16 protein-coding genes and 1 pseudogene are annotated in these 23836 nt (G+C 72.8%); 3 read left to right on the top strand and 14 right to left on the bottom strand.

Annotation, left to right across the window (positions count from 1 at the left end; all coding sequences use genetic code 11):
- Positions 1-28: 28 nt before the first annotated feature.
- Entirely contained in the window at positions 29-1555 is a 1527-nt protein-coding gene (gene gltX / locus ACGGZK_RS11700) for a glutamate--tRNA ligase (RefSeq protein WP_395242831.1), read from the bottom strand.
- Entirely contained in the window at positions 1548-2483 is a 936-nt protein-coding gene (locus ACGGZK_RS11695) for a LysR family transcriptional regulator (protein WP_395246075.1), read from the bottom strand. The genes gltX and ACGGZK_RS11695 overlap by 8 nt, the downstream gene beginning before the upstream one ends.
- Before the next feature lie 413 nt (positions 2484-2896).
- Here ACGGZK_RS11695 and ACGGZK_RS11690 point away from each other — a divergent pair, with 413 nt between their 5' ends.
- Positions 2897-3703: an aminotransferase class V-fold PLP-dependent enzyme gene (locus ACGGZK_RS11690; RefSeq protein WP_395242830.1), complete on the top strand. Its 807-nt coding sequence runs from the start codon at positions 2897-2899 to the stop codon at positions 3701-3703.
- Positions 3704-3738: 35 nt separating this feature from the next.
- Here the strand turns inward: ACGGZK_RS11690 and ACGGZK_RS11685 are convergent, their stop codons facing one another.
- The 5 genes and pseudogenes from ACGGZK_RS11685 to ACGGZK_RS11665 form a co-directional block, all read right to left on the bottom strand.
- Positions 3739-4512 (bottom strand): fumarylacetoacetate hydrolase family protein, encoded by a 774-nt coding sequence (locus tag ACGGZK_RS11685; protein ID WP_395242829.1) that lies wholly within the window; start codon positions 4510-4512, stop codon positions 3739-3741.
- 33 nt (positions 4513-4545) lie between these two features.
- Positions 4546-6069 (bottom strand): hypothetical protein, encoded by a 1524-nt coding sequence (locus ACGGZK_RS11680; RefSeq protein ID WP_395242828.1) that lies wholly within the window; start codon positions 6067-6069, stop codon positions 4546-4548.
- 155 nt (positions 6070-6224) lie between these two features.
- The gene (locus tag ACGGZK_RS11675) at positions 6225-6722 is read right to left on the bottom strand and encodes a GNAT family acetyltransferase (protein ID WP_395242827.1); all 498 of its coding nucleotides are present in this window, start codon (positions 6720-6722) and stop codon (positions 6225-6227) included.
- Entirely contained in the window at positions 6719-7834 is a 1116-nt protein-coding gene (locus ACGGZK_RS11670; protein ID WP_395242826.1) for a branched-chain amino acid aminotransferase, read from the bottom strand. The genes ACGGZK_RS11675 and ACGGZK_RS11670 overlap by 4 nt, the downstream gene beginning before the upstream one ends.
- Before the next feature lie 29 nt (positions 7835-7863).
- Positions 7864-8920: pseudogene (locus tag ACGGZK_RS11665) on the bottom strand (3-isopropylmalate dehydrogenase).
- Positions 8921-9045: 125 nt separating this feature from the next.
- On the opposite strand from ACGGZK_RS11665, the gene ACGGZK_RS11660 reads away from it, so the two are divergent.
- Positions 9046-9306 (top strand): DUF6458 family protein, encoded by a 261-nt coding sequence (locus ACGGZK_RS11660; RefSeq protein WP_395242825.1) that lies wholly within the window; start codon positions 9046-9048, stop codon positions 9304-9306.
- Here ACGGZK_RS11660 and ACGGZK_RS11655 read toward each other — a convergent pair.
- On the bottom strand, positions 9300-10892 hold the full coding sequence (locus ACGGZK_RS11655; protein WP_395246074.1) for an MFS transporter: 1593 nt from the start codon (positions 10890-10892) through the stop codon (positions 9300-9302). The genes ACGGZK_RS11660 and ACGGZK_RS11655 overlap by 7 nt on opposite strands.
- 127 nt (positions 10893-11019) lie before the next feature.
- On the opposite strand from ACGGZK_RS11655, the gene ACGGZK_RS11650 reads away from it, so the two are divergent.
- Positions 11020-11592: a TetR/AcrR family transcriptional regulator gene (locus ACGGZK_RS11650; protein ID WP_395242824.1), complete on the top strand. Its 573-nt coding sequence runs from the start codon at positions 11020-11022 to the stop codon at positions 11590-11592.
- 88 nt (positions 11593-11680) lie between these two features.
- Here the strand turns inward: ACGGZK_RS11650 and serA are convergent, their stop codons facing one another.
- From serA to ACGGZK_RS11620, 6 genes are all read right to left on the bottom strand, one after another.
- Positions 11681-13270: a phosphoglycerate dehydrogenase gene (serA, locus tag ACGGZK_RS11645; RefSeq protein WP_395242823.1), complete on the bottom strand. Its 1590-nt coding sequence runs from the start codon at positions 13268-13270 to the stop codon at positions 11681-11683.
- A 140-nt stretch (positions 13271-13410) separates the two neighbouring features.
- Positions 13411-13803, bottom strand: a complete 393-nt coding sequence (locus ACGGZK_RS11640) for a hypothetical protein (RefSeq protein ID WP_395242822.1) — start codon at positions 13801-13803, stop codon at positions 13411-13413.
- On the bottom strand, positions 13800-14264 hold the full coding sequence (locus ACGGZK_RS11635; RefSeq protein WP_395242821.1) for a DNA polymerase III subunit gamma/tau: 465 nt from the start codon (positions 14262-14264) through the stop codon (positions 13800-13802). Before ACGGZK_RS11635 ends, ACGGZK_RS11640 begins: the two co-directional genes overlap by 4 nt.
- Before the next feature lie 125 nt (positions 14265-14389).
- Positions 14390-19135: an ExeM/NucH family extracellular endonuclease gene (locus tag ACGGZK_RS11630; RefSeq protein WP_395242820.1), complete on the bottom strand. Its 4746-nt coding sequence runs from the start codon at positions 19133-19135 to the stop codon at positions 14390-14392.
- A gap of 187 nt (positions 19136-19322) precedes the next feature.
- Positions 19323-22949, bottom strand: a complete 3627-nt coding sequence (locus ACGGZK_RS11625) for a lamin tail domain-containing protein (RefSeq protein WP_395242819.1) — start codon at positions 22947-22949, stop codon at positions 19323-19325.
- 123 nt (positions 22950-23072) lie between these two features.
- Positions 23073-23831: a copper homeostasis protein CutC gene (locus ACGGZK_RS11620; RefSeq protein WP_395242818.1), complete on the bottom strand. Its 759-nt coding sequence runs from the start codon at positions 23829-23831 to the stop codon at positions 23073-23075.
- Positions 23832-23836: the final 5 nt, after the last annotated feature.

Here is a 23836-nt window from a genome sequence, read left to right as displayed (position 1 = left end):
CCGCACGCGGTCGGGCGGCCCGAGCCGGCTACGCGGCCGATTCGGCGAGGAACGCCTGCAGCTTCGCGATGCGGTCGAGCGAGTCGAGCTTGCCGAGGATCTGCATCGACTCGAACAGCGGCGGCGAGACGCGCCGCCCCGAGATGGCGACGCGCACGGGCGTGAACGCGACGCGCGGCTTCAGGCCGAGCCCGTCGATGAGGGCGCCGCGCAGGGCCTCCTCGATCTCGGCCGTCGACCACGCCTCCGCCGGGACGCGGGTGAGCGCGTCGGCGGCCGCGTCGAGCACCTGGGGGGTGTCATCGGGCAGGGACCGCACGGCGTCGACGTCGTACGCCAGGCCCGGGGCATCCGTGAACAGGAAGCCGAGCATGCCGGGCGCCTCGCCCAGCAGGCCGATGCGCTCCTGCACGAGGGGCGCGGCCTCGGCGAGGATCGACTCCTCGGCCGGGGTGATCGGGGTCGACACGGCGTCGACGCGCTGCAGGTAGGGCACGACGCGGGCGGCGAAGTCGGCCGCGGTCAGCATGCGGATGTGGTCGCCGTTGATCGCCTCGGCCTTCTTCTGGTCGAAGCGGGCCGGGTTCGGGTTCACGTTCGCGATGTCGAACGCCGCGACGAACTCGTCGCGCGTGAACACGTCGCGGTCGGCCGAGAAGCCCCAGCCGAGGAGCGCGAGGTAGTTGAGCAGGCCCTCGGGGATGAAGCCGCGGTCGCGGTGGTGGAAGAGGTTCGACTCGGGGTCGCGCTTGGAGAGCTTCTTGTTGCCCTCCCCCATCACGTACGGGAGGTGGCCGAAGCGGGGCACGAACCCCGCGACGCCGATGTCGATGAGCGCGTGGTACAGCGCGATCTGCCGGGGCGTCGACGAGAGGATGTCCTCGCCGCGGAACACGTGCGTGATGCCCATGATCGCGTCGTCGACCGGGTTCACCAGCGTGTAGAGGGGCGCGCCGTTCGGCCGTACCACCACGAAGTCGATCGTCGAACCGACCGGGAAGTCGATGCGGCCGCGCACGAGGTCGTCGAAGCCGAGGTCGACCTCGGGCACGCGCAGGCGGAGCGCCGGCTGGCGGCCCTCGGCGCGGAACGCGGCCTTCTGGTCGTCGGTGAGGTCGCGGTCGAAGTTGTCGTAGCCGAGCTGCTTCGGGCGGCCGTTCGCCTCGTTGCGCGCGTCGATCTCCTCCGCCGTCGAGAAGCTCTCGTAGAGGTGACCCGACGCCTTCAGCCGCTCGATCACGTCGCGGTAGATGTCGGAGCGCTGCGACTGCCGGTAGGGCTCGTGCGGGCCGCCGACGCCGACGCCCTCGTCCCACTCGAGGCCGAGCCAGGTGAGTGCGTCGAGGATCTGCTCGTAGCTCTCCTCGCTGTCGCGCGCGGCGTCGGTGTCCTCGATGCGGAACACGAAGGTGCCGCCGGTGTGCCGGGCGTACGCCCAGTTGAAGAGGGCCGTGCGGATCAGGCCGACGTGCGGCGTGCCGGTCGGCGACGGGCAGAAGCGGACGCGGACGTCGCTGCCGGTGGCGGTGGTCGTGGGGTGCGCGATCTCAGACATCGCTCCCAATGGTACCGAGCGGGCCGGGCGCGCCGAGTGCCTCGAGCGTCGCGATCGCGGCGGCGATCGCGGGCACGCGCGCGCCGCCGCGCGCGGTGACGAGGTGGAGCGAGCGCACGTCGCCGCCCGCGGTCGGCATGGCCACGACGCCCGGATGCCTCGGCGAGGCCGCGAGCGCGAGCGCGGGCAGCAGTGCGACCCCGAGGCCGGCGGCCACCATGCCCTCGACGGCGACGAAGTTGTCGGTCTCGAACGCGATGCGCGGGGCGAAGCCGGCCCCGTGCGCGAGCTCGAGGAGGTGCCCGCGGCAGCGCGGACACCCGGCGATCCAGGGTTCGGCGGCGAGGTCGTCGAGCGCGACCACCTGCGACACGGCGGCCGTATGCCCCGCCGGCAGCACGACCCGCACGGGTTCGTCGCCGTACGGGCGCACGTCGAGTCCGCGGGCGCTCGCGTGGTGCGGGTCGTCACGGTCGCCGGGGTACGAGAAGGTGATCGCGAGGTCGGCGCGGTGCGCCCGCACGGCGGCGACCGCCTCGGGCGGCTCCGCCTCGACGTAGGTGACCTCGAGGCCGGGATGCGTGCGGCCGAGGCCGGCGATGAGCTTCGGCACGAGCGTCGCCGACGCCGACGGGAAGGCGACGAGCCGCACCCGCCCGGCCCGGAGGCCCCGCAGGTCGGCGAGTTCGCCGGCGGCGGCCTCGAGGGCGGTCGTCACCGCGTGCGCGTGGCGCACGAGCACGCGGCCCGACTCGGTGAGCCGGATGCCCCGCCCCACGCGTTCGACGAGCGCGACGCCGGTGCGCTCCTCGAACCGCGCGAGCCGGCGGCTGATCGCGGGCTGGCTGTAGCCGAGGGCGGCGGCCGCGGCCGTGAGGGTGCCGTGCTCGGCGATCGCGCGCACGGCGCGGGCGGTCTGCAGGTCGATCGCGTCGGCGAGGCGCTCGGCGGCGGGATCGGAGACGGCGGCCTCGGGCGGGGTGGGCGCGGAATCGGACGCAGGATCGGACACACTGCCGATCATAACGATCCGTCATGTATTCGATGCAATACCGCCCCTTGTCGTATCGATGACGCCCGCGGAGACTGGCCCCATGCACCCCGCACGCTCCGCCTTCGCCATCGGTCCCGGCTACCTCGCCGCCTGCACGATGGGCGTCCCCGCCGCCCCCACCCGGGAGGCCCTCGCGGGCGACCTCGCCCGCTGGTCGACCGGCCGGGCCACCTCCGCCGACTACACCGCCGTCGTTCGAGCGCGCCCGCGGCCACGCCGCCACGCTCCTCGGCGCGACCCCCGCCGAGGTCGCGATCGGCTCGCAGCTCTCCGCGTTCACCGCGCTCGTGGCCGGCTCGCTCCCCGCGGGCGCCCGGGTCACGTGCGTCGACGGCGACTTCTCGAGCGTCGTCGCGCCGTTCCTCGCCCGCGGCGACCTGCACGTGCGCCAGGTGCCGCTCGAGGACCTCGCCGACGCGGTCGCCGCCGGCACCGACCTCGTCGCCTACGCGCTCGTGCAGTCGGCCACCGGCGAGGTCGCCGACCACGCCGCCGTCACCGCAGCCGCGACCGGCGTCGGCGCCTTCACCTTCGTCGACACGACGCAGGCCACCGGATGGCTCCCCACCGACGACCTGCACGCCGACGTGGTCGCCTGCCATGCCTACAAGTGGCTGAACTCCCCGCGCGGCGCGGCGTTCGCGTCGTTCAGCGATCGGGCCCTGGCCGAGCTCACCCCGCACGCCGCGGGATGGTACTCCGGCGCCGACCCGTGGACGAGCTGCTACGGTCCCGAGCTGCACCTCGCGGCCGACGCCCATCGATTCGACGTCTCCCCCGCCTGGCCGGCCTGGGTCGGCACGGAGGCCGCGCTGGCGTTCGCCCTGGAGCACGGCATCGACGCCGCGTACCGGCACGACGTGGGGTTGGCCAACGCGTTCCGGGAACGGCTCGGGCTCGAGGCATCCGACAGCGCCATCGTCACCTGGCCCGACGCCGACGGCGACGCGCTCGCGGCCCTCACGGCCGCGGGGATCGTCGCGTCGGGCCGTGCCGGACGCGCGCGGGTCGCGTTCCACCTCTGGAACGACGAGGACGACGTCGACCTCGCCGCCGGCGCGGTCACCGCGGTGCGCGCGGTCGACGCCCGGTAGGCGGCATCCGGCTCGCGCGATCGGCCGCGCCCGGGTCAGCCGGCGCGGCGCACCGGATTCACGAGCGACCCGAGGCCCTCGATGCGGACCTCGACGCTGTCGCCGTCGGCCATCGGGCCGACGCCGGCGGGCGTGCCCGTGAGGATGACGTCGCCGGGCAGCAGCGTGAACACGCTTGACGCGTACGCGATCACCGACGCCACGGAGTGGACGAGATCGCCGAATGAGGCCGACTGGCGCACCTCGCCGTTCAGCAGGGTCTCGATCGTGCCGTGCTCGAGGTCGACGTCGGTGTCGATGACCGGGCCCAGCGGGCAGAACGTGTCGAAGCCCTTGGCCCTGGTCCACTGCCCATCGCTGCGCTGCAGGTCACGGGCCGTGACGTCGTTCGCGACCGTCCAGCCGAACACGGCGTCGAGCGCGTCGGCCTCGGAGACGTTGCGCGCGACCCGCCCGATGACCGCTGCGAGCTCGCCCTCGAAGTCGACCTGCGCGCTCTGCGGGGGCAGCACGATCGCGTCGCCCGGGCCGATCACCGACGTGTTCGGCTTCAGGAACAGCAGCGGCTCGGCGGGCACCTCGTTACCGAACTCGGCCGCGTGGTCGCGGTAGTTGCGGCCCACGGCGACGACCTTCGAGCGCGGGATGACCGGCGCGAGGAGCTTCGCCTCGGCGAGCGGCACGCGCTCCCCCGTCGGGTCGAACCCGGCGAACATCGGGTCGCCCTTCAGGACGACGAGTTCGTGCTCCTCCTCGTCGACGACCCCGAACGAGATGGACTCACCATGGCTGAACCGCGCGACCTTCATGCGCTCCACGGTACCCGGGGTTCGGTCGGCCGCTCACGAATCGCTCGACTGCACCCGCTCAGAGGTAATTCGATTGATGAGGTTATCGCAGCGAATGAGCCCGCGCTTCTTGAGGGTCTCCGCACCCTCAAGATAGACGACTTCCATGAGATGCGACGCGATCTCCTTGTTTCGATCTCCGTCGGCGTAAGCCAGCAGGCTGCGCTTGGCCGCGATGATCGAATGTCCGCGAAATGAGTAGGCGAGCAGGGCTTCGATGGCGCGCTCCCTTTTTCGCTCGATACCAGCCGGATCCTGTGCCTGGAGCAGGTCCCACCCCGCGCGGAGCTCATCGTAAAGGAAGTAGTTATGGACGTTGGTTTCCCTGAGCACGTTTTCGATCTGGCGCATTCGGTCGGGCACCGTCAACGCTTCAAGCCGGAGACGGCCGCGATAGACCTTCGCCTCGGGCGGTTCATAGCTGGTCAACTCGCTCACCGCACCGACGACATCCTCGGGCGCTTCACCGCCGAACTGAAACGGTAGGGAACCGTTGTCGAAGTCTCGCTCGAGCATCAGATGCGTGAACTCGTGGGCGATGATCGGCGCAACTAGTTCCGCCTCTCGTTCGAGCCGTTCCAGCTTCGACATCCAAGAAGTCAGGCTCTTCGTCTCCTCCATCAACCCTGCCCAGGTCTCTTCTCCCACATCGATCGATATCTCTACGTAGCCCCGGGTCGCGCGGCCACGTGGTTCCCCACCGATCAGGTGCTTGACTGCCATCGTGAACCCGTGACCCCCCGTGCGCTCCGCCGGTCCGCTTCGGTTCAGGCTGAATGCAGCCTCACGAACCACGCGGATCGCACTCTCGATGTTCGCTCGAACCCGGTCGAGGGCGTTCGAGAACACGAACAGGAGGAGTTGATCGGTCTGCTCACCCTTGCCCGTCGTCACATCTGCGTACAACGGTCCCAGCAACTGCCTTGCATCACCGACGAACCGCTTTCGAGCCTCGGCCAGACGTGCTTTCTCGGCGCGAAGATCGTGGGAGTCTGCCCCTTCGTGGCCGTTCCTTGCGGCGTCGAGGGCGGCCCGCTCCTGCGTCGGTCGCGGAGCGGCCGGATCCGCTGAGACCTGAGCCGACTCGGTGAGCGGCGCGGTCGCCGCACCGGTCCCCTCGCGCTCCCGACGCCCCTCGGCACGCGCGGCCCGCCGTTCCTCGATGGCGATCTCGACGAGCCGATCTCGGAGGGCCGCTTCCACTCGATCACGGCCGTCCGCATTCGGCGCCGCCTCGAGGATCTCGAGCAGCGCGGTCGCCTGCTCGCGGTCCATCGTGCCGATCAATCCGTTGAGCGCCCGACGGTCCCGTGCGCTCAGCGTGTCGAATTCCCGGCCGCCGACGTTCACCTTCACACGTTGGAGCGCGACCGTTCCCAGGCCGAGTCCGCCGATCAACGCCGCGACCGCCGAGTTCCCCGCCGTTCCCTGGAGTCCGAATAGGCTCGGCACCCTGCCCTGTCGCTCGGGTGCTGCCTGCCCGCCGCGGTGCTCCCGTGCGACGTCCGCGTTCCTCATGGCCGAGCGAGCTCCGTGCGTCGACATGCCACCTCCCCGCGTCTCGGGCCGTCGACATCGACGAGCGGACTCGGCGCCTTCAGGCTAGCCGAGCAAGAATCCGCCGGTCGGGCAGAGGATCGTGCCCGACCGGGCAGGGTCGGCGGCCGGTCTCGTCAGCCCGCCGGCACATCCGGAATCAGCCGCTTCCCGAGGCTGACCGCGGCATCCGGCTCGTAGCCGAGGCGATGGTAGAACTCGATCACCGCGGTGTTCGTCGAGCGCACCTGCAGGTTCAGCTTGGGGCAGCCGCGCTCGAGGAGGAGGTGCTCGGCCTCGGCCATCAGCCGACGCCCCAGGCCGCCGCCGCGCAGTGCGCCCGACACGGCGAGATAGTTCACCCAGCCGCGGTGGCCGTCGTAGCCGACCATGGCCGTGCCGACCAGCTCCGCGTCGCCGTCCGGGGCATCCGGCACCTGCTCCGCGACCAGGAACAGCTCCGGCTGCACCTGCAGCTTCCGCTCGATGTCGCGATACGGGTCGTTCCACGGCACGACAAGGCCGCACTCGCGCCACAGGGCGACGACCGCCTCGGTGTCGGGCACGGCGAAGGGGCGGATGCGCACGGCTGCAGCCGTGGCATCCGCCCCGCCGTTCGAAGCGACCGAGGTCACGCGTCGAGCCGGACCATCCAGCCGTGGCGGTCCTCGACGCGGCCGTACTGGATGCCGGTGAGCTCCTCGCGCAGCGAGAGGGCGAGGGCCTCGGCCTCGGCGCCCTGGTGCACGATCTCGAAGTCCTCGGCGAGCAGGCGCCCGATCGGCACGACCACCGCGGCGGTGCCGCAGGCGAATGCGCCGACGATGTCGCCGGATGCCGCGCCCTCGCGCCACTCGTCGATGGTGACCCGGCGCTGCTCGACCTGGTGCCCGCGGTCGGCCGCGAGGCGCAGGATCGAGTCGCGCGTGATGCCCTCGAGGATCGAGTTCGACTCCGGCGTGATGAGCGTGCCGTCCTTGCGGACGAGCACCACGTTCATGCCGCCGAGCTCCTCGAGGTACTTCCCCTCGTCGAGGAACAGCACCTGCTGGCAGCCCTTCTCGTACGCCTCGGCCTGCGGCAGCAGGCTCGACGCGTAGTTGCCGCCGGTCTTCGCGGCGCCGGTGCCGCCCTTGCCCGCACGGGCGTAGTCGGTCGACAGCCAGATGTTCACGGGCTGCACGCCGCCGGGGAAGTACGCGGCGGCCGGGCTCGCGATGAGGTAGTACGCGACCTTCTTCGCCGGGCGGACGCCGAGGAACGCCTCCTTCGCGAACATGAACGGGCGCAGGTAGAGGCTGGTCTCCGGGGCGGTCGGCACCCAGGCGCCGTCGACGGCCACGAGCTGGCGCAGCGAGTCGATGAACGCCTCGCTCGGCAGCTCGGGCAGCGCCAGGCGGCGGGCCGAGCGCTGCAGGCGGGCCGCGTTCTCGTAGGGGCGGAAGGTGTGGATCGAGCCGTCCGCATGACGGTAGGCCTTCAGGCCCTCGAAGATCTCCTGCGCGTAGTGCAGGACGGCCGCGGCGGGGTCGAGCTGGATCGGCCCGTAGGGCGAGACGCGCGGCCGGTGCCAGCCGCCCTTCTCGCTCCAGCACAGGTCGACCATGTGGTCGGTGAAGTGGTTGCCGAACCCGGGGTCGGCGAGGATCGCGGCGCGCTCCTCCTCGCTCCTGGCCTCGAGGTTCGGGGTGACGGACCAGGTGAGCCCTGCAGCGCTGGGTGCCTGGAGCGGGAGGTCGATCGTCATGACGGCTTCTTTCGTGCGGTCTGGTGAGTCTAGTTTGCGGCGAGCCGGGCGGCGATGGCGTCGCCCACCTGCGACGTTCGAGCGACGGGCCTCGCCCCGATCGGCGAGGTCGGCGGCCACGGCCTGCTCGACGCGGGTCGCGGCATCCGCCTCGCCGAGGTGGCGGAGCAGCAGCGCGACCGAGAGGATCGCGGCGGTCGGGTCCGCGATGCCCTTCCCCGCGATGTCGGGAGCGGAACCGTGGACCGGCTCGAACATGCTCGGGGAGGTGCCGTCGGGGTTGATGTTGCCCGAGGCTGCGAGTCCGATGCCGCCGCTGATCGCGCCGGCCAGATCGGTCAGGATGTCGCCGAAGAGGTTGTCCGTGACGATGACGTCGAATCTAGCAGGATCCGTCACGAGGAAGATGGTCGCCGCGTCGACGTGCAGGTAGTCGACGGCCACGCCGGGGTACTCGGATGCCACGGCGTCGACCGTGCGCTTCCACAGCGAGCCGGCGAACACGAGCACGTTGGTCTTGTGCACCAGGGTCAGCTTGCTGCGGCGCTCGGCCGCCTGGGCGAACGCGAACCGCACGACGCGCTCGACGCCGTAGGCGGTGTTCACCGACACCTCGTTGGCCACCTCGTGCGGCGTGCCCTGGCGGATCGCGCCGCCGTTGCCGACGTACGGGCCCTCGGTGCCCTCGCGCACGACGACGAAGTCGACGTCGCCGGGGTTCGCGAGCGGGCTCGTCACGTTCGGGTGCAGCACGGTCGGGCGGAGGTTGACGTAGTGGTCGAGCTCGAATCGGAGGCGCAGCAGCAGGCCGCGCTCGATGTTCGCGTTCGCGAGGCGCGGGTCGCCCGGCACGCCGCCGACGGCCCCGAGCAGGATCGCGTCGTGCGCGCGGATGGCACCGAGGTCGCCGTCGGTCAGCACGTCGCCCGTCTCGAGGTAGCGAGCGGCGCCGAGCGAGAACTCGGTGCGGTCGAACTCCAGCCCCGCTCCGGCGGCCACGGCGTCGAGGACCTTCGTCGCCTCCGCGACGACCTCCGGGCCGATCCCGTCACCGGGGATGACTGCGAGCTTGACCGTCCGTACCATGGAGTTCCCTTCGTGCGCCAGCCCTCCCAGCGTATCGGCTGGCAGGCCTAGCCTGAGCCCACGGCCGGGCCCTCCGGCCGGTACCGGTACGGGCACCCGACCCGCCGGAGAAGGGAGAGTCCGCCATGAGCATCGGGCTCGGCATCGTCCTGTTCGTGATCGGGGCGATCCTCGCATTCGCGCTGAACCTCACCGTCGACTGGATCGACCTCCACCTCGTCGGCTACATCCTGATGGCCGCCGGAGCGGTGGTCGTCGTCATCGGCATCGTCCTGCTGGCGCGCCGTCGCCGCACGATCTCGACGTCCCAGACCAGCATCGACCCCGCGACCGGCAGCGCGGTCCGTCGCGACGAGTCGAGCGCTCCCGACACGACCGCCTACTGAGGTTCCGGCCGCGCCGTGCGCGCGGCCCGCGGCGGCCGCCCGAGGGTGGCCGCCGCGATCGTCGCGGCGGCGGCCATGAGCGCGACCCCGATGAGCGACGTCACCACGACGCCGCCGTCGAACGCATGGGCGGCGGATGCCTCGAGCGCGGCGCCGATCGACCCGGGAAGCCCGTCGGCCACGGCCATCGCCCCGGCGAGCGTCTCGCGGGCGGCCGACGCATCGGCTGCGCCGACGCCGGCCGGGACGACCAGCGACGCCCGGTAGTGCGCGGCGAGGATCGACCCCAGCACCGCGGTGCCGAGCACGGCCCCGAGTTCGTACGCGGTCTCCGACACCGCCGACGCCGCCCCCGCCTTCTCGGCGGGCGCGCTCGAGAGGATCAGTTCGTTCGACACCGTCTCGGCCGCGCCGATGCCGGTGCCGAGCAGCACGAACGCGATCACCACGGGGAGCACGGCACCCGATCCGGCGGTCGTCGCGATCACGACGTACCCGCCCGCCGACAGCGCGAGGCCGACCGGTACGACGACGCGCGCCGGCACGCGCCGGGCGATGGGCACGACCACCAGCCCCGCGAGGATCATCGCGAGCAGGCCCGGGGCGAGCGCGAGACCCGCATCGACCGGCCCGAGGCCCGCGATGAGCTGCAGGTGCTGCGAGACGAAGTAGAGGAACCCGACGAGCGAGACGACGCTGAGCAGGTTCACGAGCACCGCTCCGCCGAACGTGCCCTGGCGGAACAGCCGCACGTCGAGCATCGGCGTCGGCCGGCGCAGCTGCCGGGCGACGAACCACCAGCCGAACGCGAGGCCCACGGCGATGAGCGGCAGGCCGATGCCTGCGAAGCCGTCGATGGCGAGCGACTTGATGCCGTACACGACGGGCACCATCGCGGCCAGCGAGAGCAGGATGCTCGGCACGTCGATCGGGCCGGGCGCCGGGTCGCGGCTCTCGGGCACGAGGATGGGTACGAGCACGACGAGCGGCACGAGCACCGGCACGGCGAGCAGGAACACCGCGCCCCAGGCGAACTGCTCGAGCAGCACGCCGCCGACGAGCGGGCCGAGGGCGCTGCCCGCGGCGAACCCGGTCGCCCAGATCGCGATCGCGAGCCGTCGCTGCTCGCGGTCGAGGAAGATCGAGCGCAGCAGCGACAGCGTCGACGGCATGAGCATGGCGCCGAAGAACCCGAGCGCGGCACGGGCGCCGATGAGCGCCGCCGCCGTGGGCGCGAACGCAGCCCCGATCGAGACGAGCGCGAACCCGATCGAGCCGACGAGCAGGAGCCGGCGCCGACCGATGCGATCGCCCAGCGAGCCCATCGAGACGAGGAGGCCCGCGAGCACGAGCGGGTAGGCGTCGATGATCCAGAGCTGCTCGGCGGCGCTCGGCTCGAGGTCGGCCGAGATGGCCGGCAGGGCGAAGCTCAGCACCGTGTTGTCGATCGAGACCAGCAGCACGGGGAGCATGAGCACGGCGAGGGCGAGCCAGGCGCGGCGCGAGGCGCGCGGCGCGCGGTCCTCGGCGGGCGCCGACGCGGTGGCGGGGGCGGGGTCGGGCATCGCGGTCGCCGTCGTGGTCATGGTCGTGGTCGTGGTCGTGGTCGTGCGATTGGTCTGGTCGGGCGTGGTCACGTCGAAGCTCATTTCTATACCGTCCGGTTGGTATAGTAACAGGCATGCGCCTTCGGATGTCCGCCATGATGGGCGCATGAGCCGACCACCCGCCGCCCGCGACGCCGTCCTCGACGCCTTCGAGCGGCTGATCGTCACCGAGGGCGAACGCACCGCCACGCTCGAGGCCACCGCCCGCGAGGCCGGCGTATCCAAGGGCGGCCTGCTCTACCACTTCGGCTCGCGGCAGGCGCTCATCGCCGGGCTCCTCGAACGGCTGCAGCGGCTCATCGACGAGGACGTCGAGCGCATCCGCACCGCGCCCGACGGCGCCGTGGCCTACTTCGTGCGCTCCTCCACCGAGGTCGAGACCCCACTCGACCGCACCTTCGTCGCGGCGGTGCGCCTCGCCCAGGGCGGCGAGCAGCGTGCCGCCGTCGCGATCGACGAGGTGCGCGACCGCTGGCTGGAGGAACTCCGCCGGCACGTCGCCGACCCCACCACCGCCCTCGCCATCATGCTCATCGGCGACGGGCTCTACTCGAACGCGGCGCTCCGCGCCGAGACGACGGAGGCCGGCGGCGGCATCGCGACCGTCGAGCCATCCGACCTCGACGCGCTCGTCGCCCTCCTCGAACGCCTCGCCCGCGCCGACCCGGCCGCCGGCTGACGCGACGCAGGGTCGAACGCACCACCGGCGGAAATGCGACGGCGGCCGGCACCACGAGGGTGCCGGCCGCCGTCGTGCGGATCGGGGACTACTCCGTGATGTCGACCTCGACGAGCACGTCGGCCGCGATCGCCTCGCGCACCTCGTCGAGCACGTCGGCCGGAACCGGCGAGTCGACGGTCAGCACGCTGAGCGCCTGGCCGCCGGCCGTTCGACGGGCGATCGCCATGCCGGCGATGTTGATGCCGGCGTCGCCGAAGCGGCTGCCGTAGATCGCCACGATGCCGGGGCGGTCGGTGTACTGCATGACGATGTGGTGCTCGGCGATCGGCACCTCGATCTCGTAGCCGTTGATGCCGACGAGCTTCTCGATCTGCTTGGTACCGGTCAGCGTGCCCGACACCGACAGCTGCGTGCCGTCGGCCAGCGCGCCGCGCAGGGTGATCACGTTGCGGTACTCGGGCGACTCGGCCTCGGTGATCAGGCGCACCTCGATGCCGCGCTGCTCCGCCAGGAGCGGGGCGTTGACGTACGACACCGACTCGCTGACGACGTTCGTGAAGACGCCCTTCAGCGCAGCGAGCTTCAGCACCTTGACGTCGTAGTCGACGAGCTCGCCGCGCACCTCGACGTCGAGGCTCGTGATCGGGCCGCGGGCGAGACCCGAGAACAGCTGGCCGAGCTTCTCGACGAGCGGGATGCCGGGGCGCACGTACGGGTCGATGACGCCGCCGGCGACGTTCACCGCGTCGGGGACGAGCTCGCCCGAGAGCGCGAGGCGCACCGACTTGGCGACCGAGACGCCCGCCTTCTCCTGCGCCTCGTCGGTCGACGCGCCGAGGTGCGGCGTGACGACCACGTTCGGGAGCGCCACGAGCGGCGACTCCTTCGGCGGCTCGCTCACGAACACGTCGAGGCCGGCGCCGGCGATCGTGCCCGCGACGAGGGCGTCGTGCAGGGCGTCCTCGTCGATCAGGCCACCGCGCGCGACGTTCACGATGTACGCGGTCGGCTTCATCTTCGCGAACTGCTCGGTCGAGATCATGCCGACCGTCTCGGGCGTCTTCGGCATGTGGATCGTGATGAAGTCGCTGCGCTCGAGGAGCTCGTCGAGGCTCACGGTCTGCACGCCGAGCTGCTGCGCGCGGGCGGCGGTGATGTACGGGTCGTACGCGATGACCTCGACGCCGAACGCCTGGAGGCGAGCGGTGATCAGCGCGCCGATGCGGCCGAGGCCGATGATGCCGACCGTCTTCTCGTACAGCTCGGTGCCGGTGTACGCCGAGCGCTTCCACTGCCCGCCCGCGAGCGAGGCGTGCGCGACCGGGATGTGCCGGGCGAGGCTCAGGATGTGCCCGATCGTGAGCTCGGCCGCCGAGATGATGTTCGACGTCGGCGCGTTCACGACCATCACGCCCGCGGTGGTCGCGGCCTTGATGTCGACGTTGTCGAGGCCGACGCCGGCGCGGGCGATGACCTGCAGATTGGGTGCCGCGGCGATCGCCTCGGCGTCGACCTTCGTGGCCGAGCGGACCAGGATGGCGTTGGCGTCGGACAGCGCCGACAGGAGCGCCGGACGGTCGGTGCCGTCCACGTTCCGGATCTCGAAGTCGGGCCCGAGGGCGTCGACGGTGGCGGGCGAGAGTTCTTCGGCGATCAGCACGACCGGCTTTGACACGAACGATTCCTTCGGGACATGCGCACACAGGGCGACTTCGATGGGAGCTGCGCCTCACGCCGTCGGGGGCGCCACCCGGCCATGGTAGCCGAGGCGGGGACCCGCCTCGTGCAGTGTGACGCCGGGGAGCGCTCGGCGACTCAGGGCACGATGACCGCGCCGCTCACGCCGAGCAGCACCGTCGTCGAGGTGAACACCACCGCCGACACGGCCAGTCCCCCGACGTAGCAGGCGATCGCGAGCAGCGCGCCGCGCCGCCGGGCGAGCAGGAACGCCGCCGCGAACAGCCCGATCGGCGCGACCAGCGCGAGCACCATCAGCGCCCAGCCGAGCGGGGTGAACCCGAGGCCGAAGGCGAGGATCTGCACCAGGCTCTCGACGACCTCCCACAGGTCGTACGCGTAGAACGCGCCGAACACGGCGGCCAGCACGACCCGGAGCCAGAGCGGCGAGCCGGCCTGCCGCTCCCCTTCGGCGGGCGGCGCGGTGCGGGCGACCTCGCGGTCGTCGGGCACGGATGCTCCGGCGCTCATGCGGCCACCCCCAGGACGAACGGCAGCGGCGCGAGCACGACGGCGCCGACGGCCAGCCAGACGAGCCGGACCGCGGCCTTCGACGTGGACGCGAAGACGAGCCCGAACCACAGCGCCGGGGCGAGCACGGCGAGCCAGAGCCCGAGGACGTACATGAAGTCCCCGACGATGCTCGTGCCCGGGGCATCCGTGCGCACGACCGTGAGCAGCCAGCCGACCGTGTAGAGCAGGTACACCCCGCCGAGGATGCCGAGGACGACGAGTTCGACGGAGCCCGCCTGGCGACGCTCGTCGCGGTCGGATGCCTCGTCGGCGCCGGCCTCGGCCTGCGCACCGTCGGCGGACGTGCCGGGCGCGGCGTCCGACACGGCCGGTGCGCCGACGACCTTCCATCCCGGAGCGAGCGTCGGGTCGTCGTCGCCGTCCCAGCGCAGGGCGTCGTCGTCGGGTTCTGGGGCCATGCGCTCCACCCTACTGAGCGGCGGCGATCCCTTCCGCCGGGACGCCGGGACGCGGGAACGCCGGAGGCGGCCCGTCCTGTCGGACGGACCGCCTCCGGACTCAGGTGCTGCGGGAGTTCGGAGCGTCAGTACGCGCCGAGGTCCTGCCACGGGCCCCAGATGTCACCCGGCTTCTGGTTCTGGGTCCACCACTTGGCCTTCCACAGGTGGCCGTTGTACGCGACGGTCTCGCCGCCGGTGTACGTCCACGAGTTCGTCCAGGTCAGGAACGTGCCCTGCGAGGTGACGACCGGCGTGCCGACCTCGCCCCATGCACCCCACGGCGAGGCGCCGGGCGTCTCGTTCTTCGTCCACCACTTGGCGACGAACACGCGACCCTGGTAGGTCACCTTGTCACCCGTGTTGTAGACCTTCGTGCGGTCCCACGCGGGCACCGGCGGGACGTACGCCCCGACCTGGAGCGGCAGGGTGACGGTCGTGCCCGACGGGCCCGCGACGAGCGTGAGCACGTGCGCACCGGCGGGCGTCGACTGCGGCACCGTCGCGCTGACCGTGGCCGCGCCGCCCGAGACCGTCGCCGTGCCGATCGACGCGCCGTCGAGGCGCACGTCGAGCGACGTGTTCTCCGGCGAGCCGAGGCTCGTCAGGTTCAGCCCGGCGACCCCGAACGAGAGCGCCTGCCCGGCCGTGATCGTCGTCGGCACCTGCGGCACCTGGACGGCCTGGCGGGCGAAGTCGGGCGCGAGGTTCGGGTGGCCCTGCAGGTACGCGATCCACGCGTCGCGGTCGATCAGGCCCGAGTCGGCGGTGCCCGAGCCCTGGGTGAAGGCCCAGAAGTTGTCGCCGCCCTGCGCGAGGAACGAGAACGTGCCCACCCGGTACTCGCGCGCGAGGTCGAGCGGCTGGCCGTCGATCGTCACGGACGTGATGTGGTGGTCCATCGCGGCGTTCGGGTCGAACGTGTACGTGACGTTGCTCGACAGGCCGAGCTGGAGGTACGGACGCGAGCCCGCCCCGCCGATCGGCACGCCGGCCTGCGTGCGCTGCCACTGCTGCTCGAGGAGCGCCTTGAACTCGGCGCCCGAGAGCGACGTGGTCCACAGGTTGTTCACGAACGGCAGGACGTTGTTCGCCTCCGCGTAGGTGATCACCCCGTCGGGCGAGTAGAACAGCTCGGCGCGCATGCCGCCCGGGTTGACGACGCCGATCTCGGCACCGCCGCGCTCGGGCGCCGCGAGGGTGTCGCGCAGCGAGTTCGCGACCAGGCCGCCGAGCGTGGACTCGCTCGCCCGGTCGTCGCGGGTCGTCGCGACCCACTTGCCGTTCACGTACGAGCCGGCGGTGTACGCCGTCGTGATGTCGGCGGTCACCGAGCCCACCGGCTGGTTGCCGATGACGGCGGCCCGCGCCAGCGCGGCGTCGACGATGCCCTTGACCTCGGCCACCCGCGGCAGCGAGAGGTCGACGGTGGCGGCACGCGCCACGATCTTCGAGCTCGAGTCGGTCACCTCGCCCGCGTCGCGGTCGAAGGTGAGCGTCGCCGAGCCGATGCGCTCGCCGTAGTTGCCCGCCTGCACGACGGGACGGTCGGCGATGTCGCCGCCCGTCACCGGCGCCTGCCAGGCGTACGGCTGGTGCGTGTGGCCGTTGAAGATCACGTCGACCTCGGGCGAGGTGCCGTTCACGATCTTCGCGAACGTCGGGCTCTCGGCGATCTCGGACTCGAGCGTGGAGCTCGCGGTCACCGTGTCGGCGCCCTCGTGGTACTCGGCCACGAGGACGTCGGCCTCGCCGTTGGCGGGGTCTCCGTCGCTCAGCTGAGCGGCCACGCGGTTCACCGCGTCGACCGGGTCGCCGAACTCGATGGTCGAGATGCCGCCCGGCGAGACGAGCGACGCCGTCTGCTGCGTGACCGCGCCGATGACGCCGACGCGCACGCCGTCGAGCTCGAAGATCGCGTACTCGGGCAGCACCGGCGTGGTCGTGCCCTTGGCGTAGACGTTCGCACCGAGGTACGGGAAGTCCACGTCGGGGATGACCCGGTCGGTCAGGTCGGCGAGACCGCGGTCGAACTCGTGGTTGCCGACGGCGGAGGCCCGCACGTCGAGGGCGTCGAGCACGTCGAGCGTGGGCACGTCGTCCTGGCTCGCCGACGCGAACAGCGAGGCGCCGATGCTGTCACCCGCGGAGAGCACGGCGACCGCACCGCCCGCGGCCTCGGCGGCCGCGCGCTGCTGCTCGATCGTGGTCGCGAACGCCGTGGTGTTGGCGTCGATGCGGCCGTGGAAGTCGTTGAAGTTCAGGAACGTCAGGTCGACCGAGCCCAGCAGCCCGTCGTCGAGGCCGACGACCACCGGGTCGTGGTCGCTCGAGCGGTAGGCGTCGGGTGCGTAGAGGAGCGTGCCGTGGTAGTTGTACCGGCTGTACTCCAGCGCGATCGACTCCTCGGCGTTGATCTCCCAGATGTCGGCGCCGGTGGCCCGCTCGAGGGCGGGACCGTTCAGCAGCACGTGGTCGAGCGAGCCGACGAGGCCGCTGAACAGGTACGACCACTGGTTCGGCGCCAGCTGCGAGACGGCGTCGGCGTAGCCCGCCGCGTAGAGCACCTGCAGCGGGTCCTCCTGCGTGTACGAGTTGAAGTCGCCGACGAGCGCGACCGCGTCGTCGTCGTCGGTGATCGCGTCGACCCAGTCGCGGAGGGCGGTCGTCTGGCGCACGCGCGACTCGTTCGAGGCGCCCTGGCCGTCGCCGGTGTCGGCGTCGCCCGGCCACGGACCGACCGAGCCCTTCGACTTCAGGTGGTTCACGACCACGAAGAACGGCTTCCCGCCGTCGACGGGGGCGAACTCCTGGCCGATCGGCTCGCGGGCGTTCGCGAACGCCTTGCCCGATGCGCTCTCGGTGCCGAGCGCGCGTGCGTCGCCCACGGTCTCGACGGCGGCCGGGCGGTAGATGATCGCGTTGGTGATCACGTCCTGGAGCGACGTAGCCGGCAGCTCGTCGGAGCTCGGCACGTACGCCCAGGTGTCGGCACCCGCGTCGGCGTTCAGCGCGTCGACGAGCGTCGCGAGCGCCTCATCGGGGTCGCCGTCGACGACCGCCGAGTTCTCGATCTCGAGGAGGCCGACGACGTCGGCGTCCAGCGCGTTGATCGCCTCGACGACCTTCACCTGCTGGCGGGCGAGGTCGGCCGCGTCCCACGCGCCGCGAGGGCCGGTGCCGGGGCACTCGTCGACCGTGACCGGGTCGCCGGCGCGGTCCTTGTACGAGGTGCAGCCCGCCGCCGAGCTGCCGAGGGTGGTGAAGTAGTTCAGCACGTTGAACGTGGCGACCTTCAGGTCGCCGCCGACCTCGACCGGGGTCGCGGTGCGGTCGTTCTCGAACGTGGCGGGGGCGGTGCCGCCGGCCACGTACGCACGGGTCGGGTTGAGCTTCCAGGCCGAGTTCCGGTAGTCGACGATCACCGGCTCGGTGAAGGCGACGGCCGCGCCGACGCGCACGGGGGCGGTCGTCGAGACGTACGGCGGGGTGAGGCCGGAGTTCGCCGACGAGAGGAAGTTGGTCGTGGCGCCGTCGTCGAGGACCACGCCGCGGGCGGCGTTGTCGGCCTTGACCTGGGCGGCCTCGGGCGTGTTCGGCTTCGCGACCTCGGTCCACTGCAGCAGCGGCGTGGTGCCGGCCGCGAGGCCGACCTCGCCGTACTGGTTCGTGGTGTACGTGTTCGCGACGGTGAAGTCGCCGGTCGGGGCGACGAGCATCGACTCGAGGCTCTCGCGCTGGGCGTCGGTGGTCGGCCAGGCGACCTGGGCCGGCGTGACCGGGGCTGCGGCGGGGAGCTTCTGGAGCCCGGCGGCGCTGGTCACCGAGATCTCGGTGAGGCCCGCGAACTCCACGACGGAACCGGTCACCTTGACGGTGTCGCCGATGGCGACCGAGCCGACCGTGGACGACGAGAACACGAAGATCGCGTCGGAGGCGGTGTGCGTCGCCAGGTCGATCGGACCGCCCGTGCCGGGGGTCTGGATGACGTAGCCGTTGAAGCCGCCGGTCGGGTAGGCGGCCGTCACGATGCCGGTGGTGGTCACCGTGGCGCCCACCTTCGGCGACGTCGCGCCCGTGCCCTGGATCGCCGCGATGGCGAGCTCACCCGTACCGGGGTCGGTCGGGTCCGTCGGGTCCGTGGGGTCGGTCGGGTCCGTGGGGTCGGTCGGGCCGTCGACCGTCGACGAGTTCGCCGGGGTCGGTGCGCCGGCGGTGAAGTCGGCCGCGTTGTTCGCGGTGTTCGCGTGCGTGGCACTGCGCGAGATCGAGGTGCCGTTCGTGGTGGCGGGGGCGGCGCCGGTGCCCGCGTACGCGGTGCCCGTCGTGCCCCAGCCCACGAGGTCGACCACTGCGGCATCGGCCGCGCACGCGGTGCCGGTCGCGGCGCAGGAGAGGCGGGTCGTCGAGTTCACGAGCGCGACCTTCGCGCCGGTCCCCGACATGGCGATGGTGCCGGTGGCGTCGGGCGTCGGGAGCGCGGCCTGGTTGGTGTCGCCTCCGACGGCCTGCTGGATGAGGAAGTGCCCCTTCGCCGGGATGCTCCCGGTCAGGTTCGTCTGCGAGCCGTTCGCCCAGGTGCCCGCGGCCGACGCGTACTGCACCGACCAGCCGGCGAGGGAGACGGGCGCGGCACCGGGGTTGTAGAGCTCGATGAAGTCGTTCCGGAACGCTCCCCCGCCGTTGCCACCCCCTCCGTACACCTCGTTGATGACGACCGGCGAGGTGGGCGACACCGCGGCTGACGCCGGAGCGCCGACCGCGGTCACACCTCCGATCGCCAGTGCGGTGGCGGCCAGGCCGCCGAGGACGGTACTCGCGATACGTCGCACGAAGTCTCCTCAATCCAGGCAGTGGATTGCACGGGTGCACGGGTCACCTGGCGCAATGCTCGTCATCCTGTCGCCCTGCCCCCGCCCGGGGCAACGTGTCCGTATGAAGATCGTGTGAACATTCCGCAATCCGCATACGTTTCCGGCGCAGGCCTGCTCAGATGAGCAGAAAGCGTCCGCGACCTGCTCATCTGGCTGATATTCCGGCGGTCGTCATCAGCTTCTCGAATCGCCACGACACCCCGTCCACCAGGAACTCGTCGTCGGCCGCGGTGTACCGGCCCTGCACCCCCGCCGCGACCACCTGCCACGGCCGCATCGAGCTGGGCGCCGTCGGATCGCCCGTCTCCGGGACGAACTGCACGTAGTCGTACGGGTGGCTCTCGTGCACGCCGAGGACGCCCGAATAGGTGTCGACGGCGATCGCGCCGCCGGCGAGGTCCACCTGCAGCAGGCGCTCGAACGCCGTCGCCCGCTCCCCCGTGTGCGTGCGGAACTCCTGGTAGTCGGCGACCATCTCCACCACCGTGTGCCCGGCGATGCCGCCCGCGTCCTCGGTGACGAGCGTGCCGATGCCGTGGAAGTGCCCCGACAACACGAGCACCACGTTCGGGTTCGGCGCGATCACCCGGTCCCACAGCTCGCCGCCGCGCGAGACCCAGCGCGAGTCGACCGACCGGCGTGCGGCCGTCTCGACCTCCTTCGGCCGGACGTGCTCGTGCGTCGCGATCACCACGTTCGCGTCGGGATGCTCCGCGACCACGCCCTCGGCCCAGGCGAGTTCCCGCTCGCCGTACGCGTACGGCAGCGAGAGCACGAGGAACGGCGCCCCGGCCGCCGAGAACCCGCTCCAGCTCGCGCTGTTGTCGCCCGGAGCGATCGAGTCGCCGTACCATCCGTGCTGCTCGTAGCGCGACGGCGGGAACGCCTCGTTGAAGAGGTCGACGGTCATGCCCCGCTTGGAATCGTGGTTGCCGGGCAGCACGCTGTTCGGCACGCCGGCGTCGTCGAGCACGGCCTGCATGCGCGACGCGGTCGCGAACTCCCGGCGGGCGAGCGCCTCGGACTGGTCGGGGTCGACCCAGTTCTGCACGAGGTCGCCGGTGTGGGCGGCGAACGCGATCTTCCGGGCGTCGCGGTTGGCGACGATCCAGCTCACCGCCTCCGCGTACGCCTCGGGGTGCGCCTCGGTGAGGTACTGCGTGTCGGTGAGGTGGGCGATCGACAGGTCGTACGCACCCGGGTCCTCGAAGCCGTGGCCCACCCGGGCGGACACGATGGTCCCCCGCGGCACCACCTGCACGAGCAGGTCGACGGCGGGGCCGGATGCCTCGACCCCCGTCGGCGCGCCGACGAGCTCCACCGGCACCGCCGGGGGCGCGCCGCCGGAGGCGGCCGGTGCGAGCACGCGGTCGAGCTCCTGCCAGCGCCCGGCCGAGGCATCCCACGCCGAGAGCACGACCTCGACGCGTGGCGTGACGGTCCCGCGCCAGACGACGCTCCGGCCGGCGATCGCGTCGGCGGGCACCGCGAGCCGGAGGTACGGCCACTCGGTGCCGCTCGCCGTCGCGGTGAGCGCGCCCGGGTCGGCGGGATCGACCGCGACCTCGACCGGTCCGTCGCGCGTGACGAGCGGCCCGGCGGCGACCCCCCGGACGGCCGTGGTCGGGCTGAGCACTGTATCCGACACGTCCGCCGCGCGCACGGCACCGGCCGGCGCTCCCCCGTCGCGCTGCACGACGGCGGCACCGGCCACGGCACCGCCACCGGCGCCGGACGCCGCCGCCGCGCGGGTCGACGACGACGAGGCCCGGGCCGTCGCCGACGCGCGCTGCGACGCCTCCGCGAGGGCCGACACCACCACGTCGGCGCGGTCGCCGGCAGCGTCGACCCGCCCGGGCGTGGCCCGCCCGGCCGCGAAGTCATCGGAGTCGACGCCCGTGAACGCGACGCGCCGGTACGTCTCGCCGCGCAGCCGGTCGGGCGCGAACGTCGTCAACGAGACGCCCTTCGTGCAGAGGCTCGGCCGTTCGACGCTGAAGTCCATCTCGTTCGCGAGGTAGACGCCGACGCTGTCGACGCGCCGGCCCGAGGCATCCTCGACCCACACGCCGGAACCGCGGAAGTTGAGGCCGGTCGCGAACTCGGCGTCGGCGGCGCCGGCCGCCGCGCTCCCCCGCCGCGCGGCCGTCCACGTCGCACCCGCGGCGAGCGTCGTGCCGTCGGGCACGGTCGCGAGCGGGCGGATGCCCCGGGCCCCACTGGGCCCGCAGGCGACGAGTCGCCAGCCCGAGAGGTCGACGGCCTCGTCGCCGAAGTTGCCGAGCTCGACGAAGGCGTGCGCGGCGAGCCCCTCGGGCAGTTCCGCCGGATCGGGGTCGGTGCCGAGCTCGCTCACGGCGACGGTGGGGCGCCGCGGGTCGCCGTAGTCGAAGGCCTCCGTGCGCACGCTCCGTTCCGCGCGCGCGTTCGGCGCACCCGGCGTGCGCGGCGCGATGACCCACGACGACTCACCGTCGCCGTCGTCCGCCACCCGCTGCCACGACTCGCCCGTGCGGTGGTCGGCGAGCGGCGGCAGCTTCGCGGTGCCCGGTTGGCAGGCCGAGTCGGCGTACCCCGAGACGGCGACGCCGTCGACCCGCGCGCCGTCCCCGTCGACGAGGAGCACGCCGCCCGCAGCCACGGGCAGGCGGAGGTCGACCCGCGCGACGACCTCGGTGTCGCCGGGCACCTCGGCGTCAGGACCTGCGATCGCCCACCGGCTTCCGGCCGGCAGGGCCCGGTCCGGCAGCGCGACGGCCGGCCGCTCGCTCGAGAGTCGCCCGGCCGCGTCGCACGTGAACAGGCGCCAGCCGCCGAGGTCGGCATCGTCGGCGCCGAGGTTGGCGAGCTCGACGAACTCGTCGCCCCAGCCGGTCCGCCCCGCGACGGCGAGCTCCGACACCCGAACGCCGCTCGACCGATCGTCGAGCGCCCGGGTTGCGTTCACCGCGCCGGGCGTCGCCGGCGCACGCACCCAGTCGGCCGAGACCTCCCCGGTGTCGTCGACCCGCTGCCAGCTCTCGCCGAGCGCCCACGCCAGGGACGACGGCAGGTTGCCGCCCGCGGTGCACTCGCTCGTGGTCGGCCACGGCTCGGTCGGGTACACGCCGATCGCGTCGACGGCGCGGCCCGCGGCATCCTGCAGCACGAGCCCGAAGCCGGTGGCGGCGTACGGCTGGGTGAACACCGCGTCGGGCTGTGCGCCGCCCGCGAGGTGCGCGCCCGCCTTCGCCACCGTGACGCGCTGCCCGGGTGCGAGGACGACCCCGTCGAAGGCTGCCTCCGACCGGGTGCGGTTCGCGCGCAGCCCCTGCGCGCTGCAGCGGAACACGCCCCAGCCGGTCAGGTCGGCCGGCGCGTCACCGGCGTTCTCGAGTTCGAAGAACGCGTCGGCGGGCGAGTGCGGGCCGCCGTTCGCGACCTCGCTGATCCTGACGCCGGCTCCGGGCACCAGGCGCGGCAGCGCGGCCGGACCTCCGGTCTCGGACGGCGGCGGCGCCGGCGCGGCCACGGCGTGCGCGGTCACGGCCGGCGCGGCCACGGCCTGCGCGGTCACGGCCGGCGCGGCCACGGCCTGCGCGGCCACGGCCTGCGCGGTCGTCGCCTGCGCACTCGGAGCCGCTGGAACGGCGGCGACCGCACCCGCAGCATCCGCCGGGCCGGCGAGCAGCGTTCCGAGCAGGCCGGCGACGACCAGTGCGGCCGGCAGCGCCCTGCGGCGCGCGCTCGATGGACGGGGAACGATGGGAGGGCGCCGCGGCGTGCTCGTCACGCACAGCACGTTGCCGATCCGCGATGAACGGCCGCTGACGCCCGCGGGCGGGTCCCGTGAACAGGTCGGAACGGCCGCGCGGACCCGAGGCCTGCGTCCGACGCCGACCGGCGACCCCGACGATCAGCGCTCGGCGACGACCGCCGCGGCGGCGACCGCGGCCCGCACGAGGCCCGGGTCGGTCACGTCGAACCCGACGACCCCGCCCCCGGGGCCGCTCGCACCGCCCCGCGTCGTCGTGCCGCGCGCCGACAGGTGCACCGCGTCGACGCCCGCGGCCGCGAGCACCGGGATGTCGGCGATGCGCACCCCGCCGCCGGCCATGACCTCGAGGGCCCCGCCGACGGCTCGGGACATCCGCTCGAGCTCGGCGGCGCCGCTGCGGCAGTCGGATGCCCCGCCCGACGTGAGCACGCGCGCCACGCCGCGGCCCGCGAGCGCGGCGACCGCCGCGACCGGGTCGGCGGACGCGTCGACCGCGCGGTGCACGGTGACCTGCGCGGCACCGGCCGCGTCGACGAAGCGGGCGAGCGCGTCGAGGTCGAGCTCCCCCTCCGCCGTCAGCGCGCCCACCACGACGCCGTCGGCGCCGTGCGCGACGGCGATGCGGATGTCCCGCTCGATGAGCCGGAGCTCGTCGGCGTCGTACGCGAAGCCGCCGCCCCGCGGGCGGACGAGGACGTGCACGAATCCGGTGCGGCCCGCGGCGGCCGCCGCGTCGACGGCCTCCGCGACCAGGCCCGCCGACGGCGTCAGTCCGCCGAGGCCGAGCGCCTGGCAGAGTTCGACGCGCGCCGCGCCCGCGTCGAGCGCGATACGGGCGCCGGCGACGTCCTGCACGGCGATCTCGACGGGGACGGGGGCGGGCGCGTACTCGGGCATCAGGT

It is taken from the genome of Agromyces sp. MMS24-K17, from assembly GCF_043950245.1.
In the GTDB taxonomy this organism is placed as follows: Bacteria; Actinomycetota; Actinomycetes; order Actinomycetales; family Microbacteriaceae; genus Agromyces.
The sequence above is the reverse complement of the archived record's forward strand: the minus strand, read 5'-3'. Positions and strand labels throughout refer to the sequence as shown.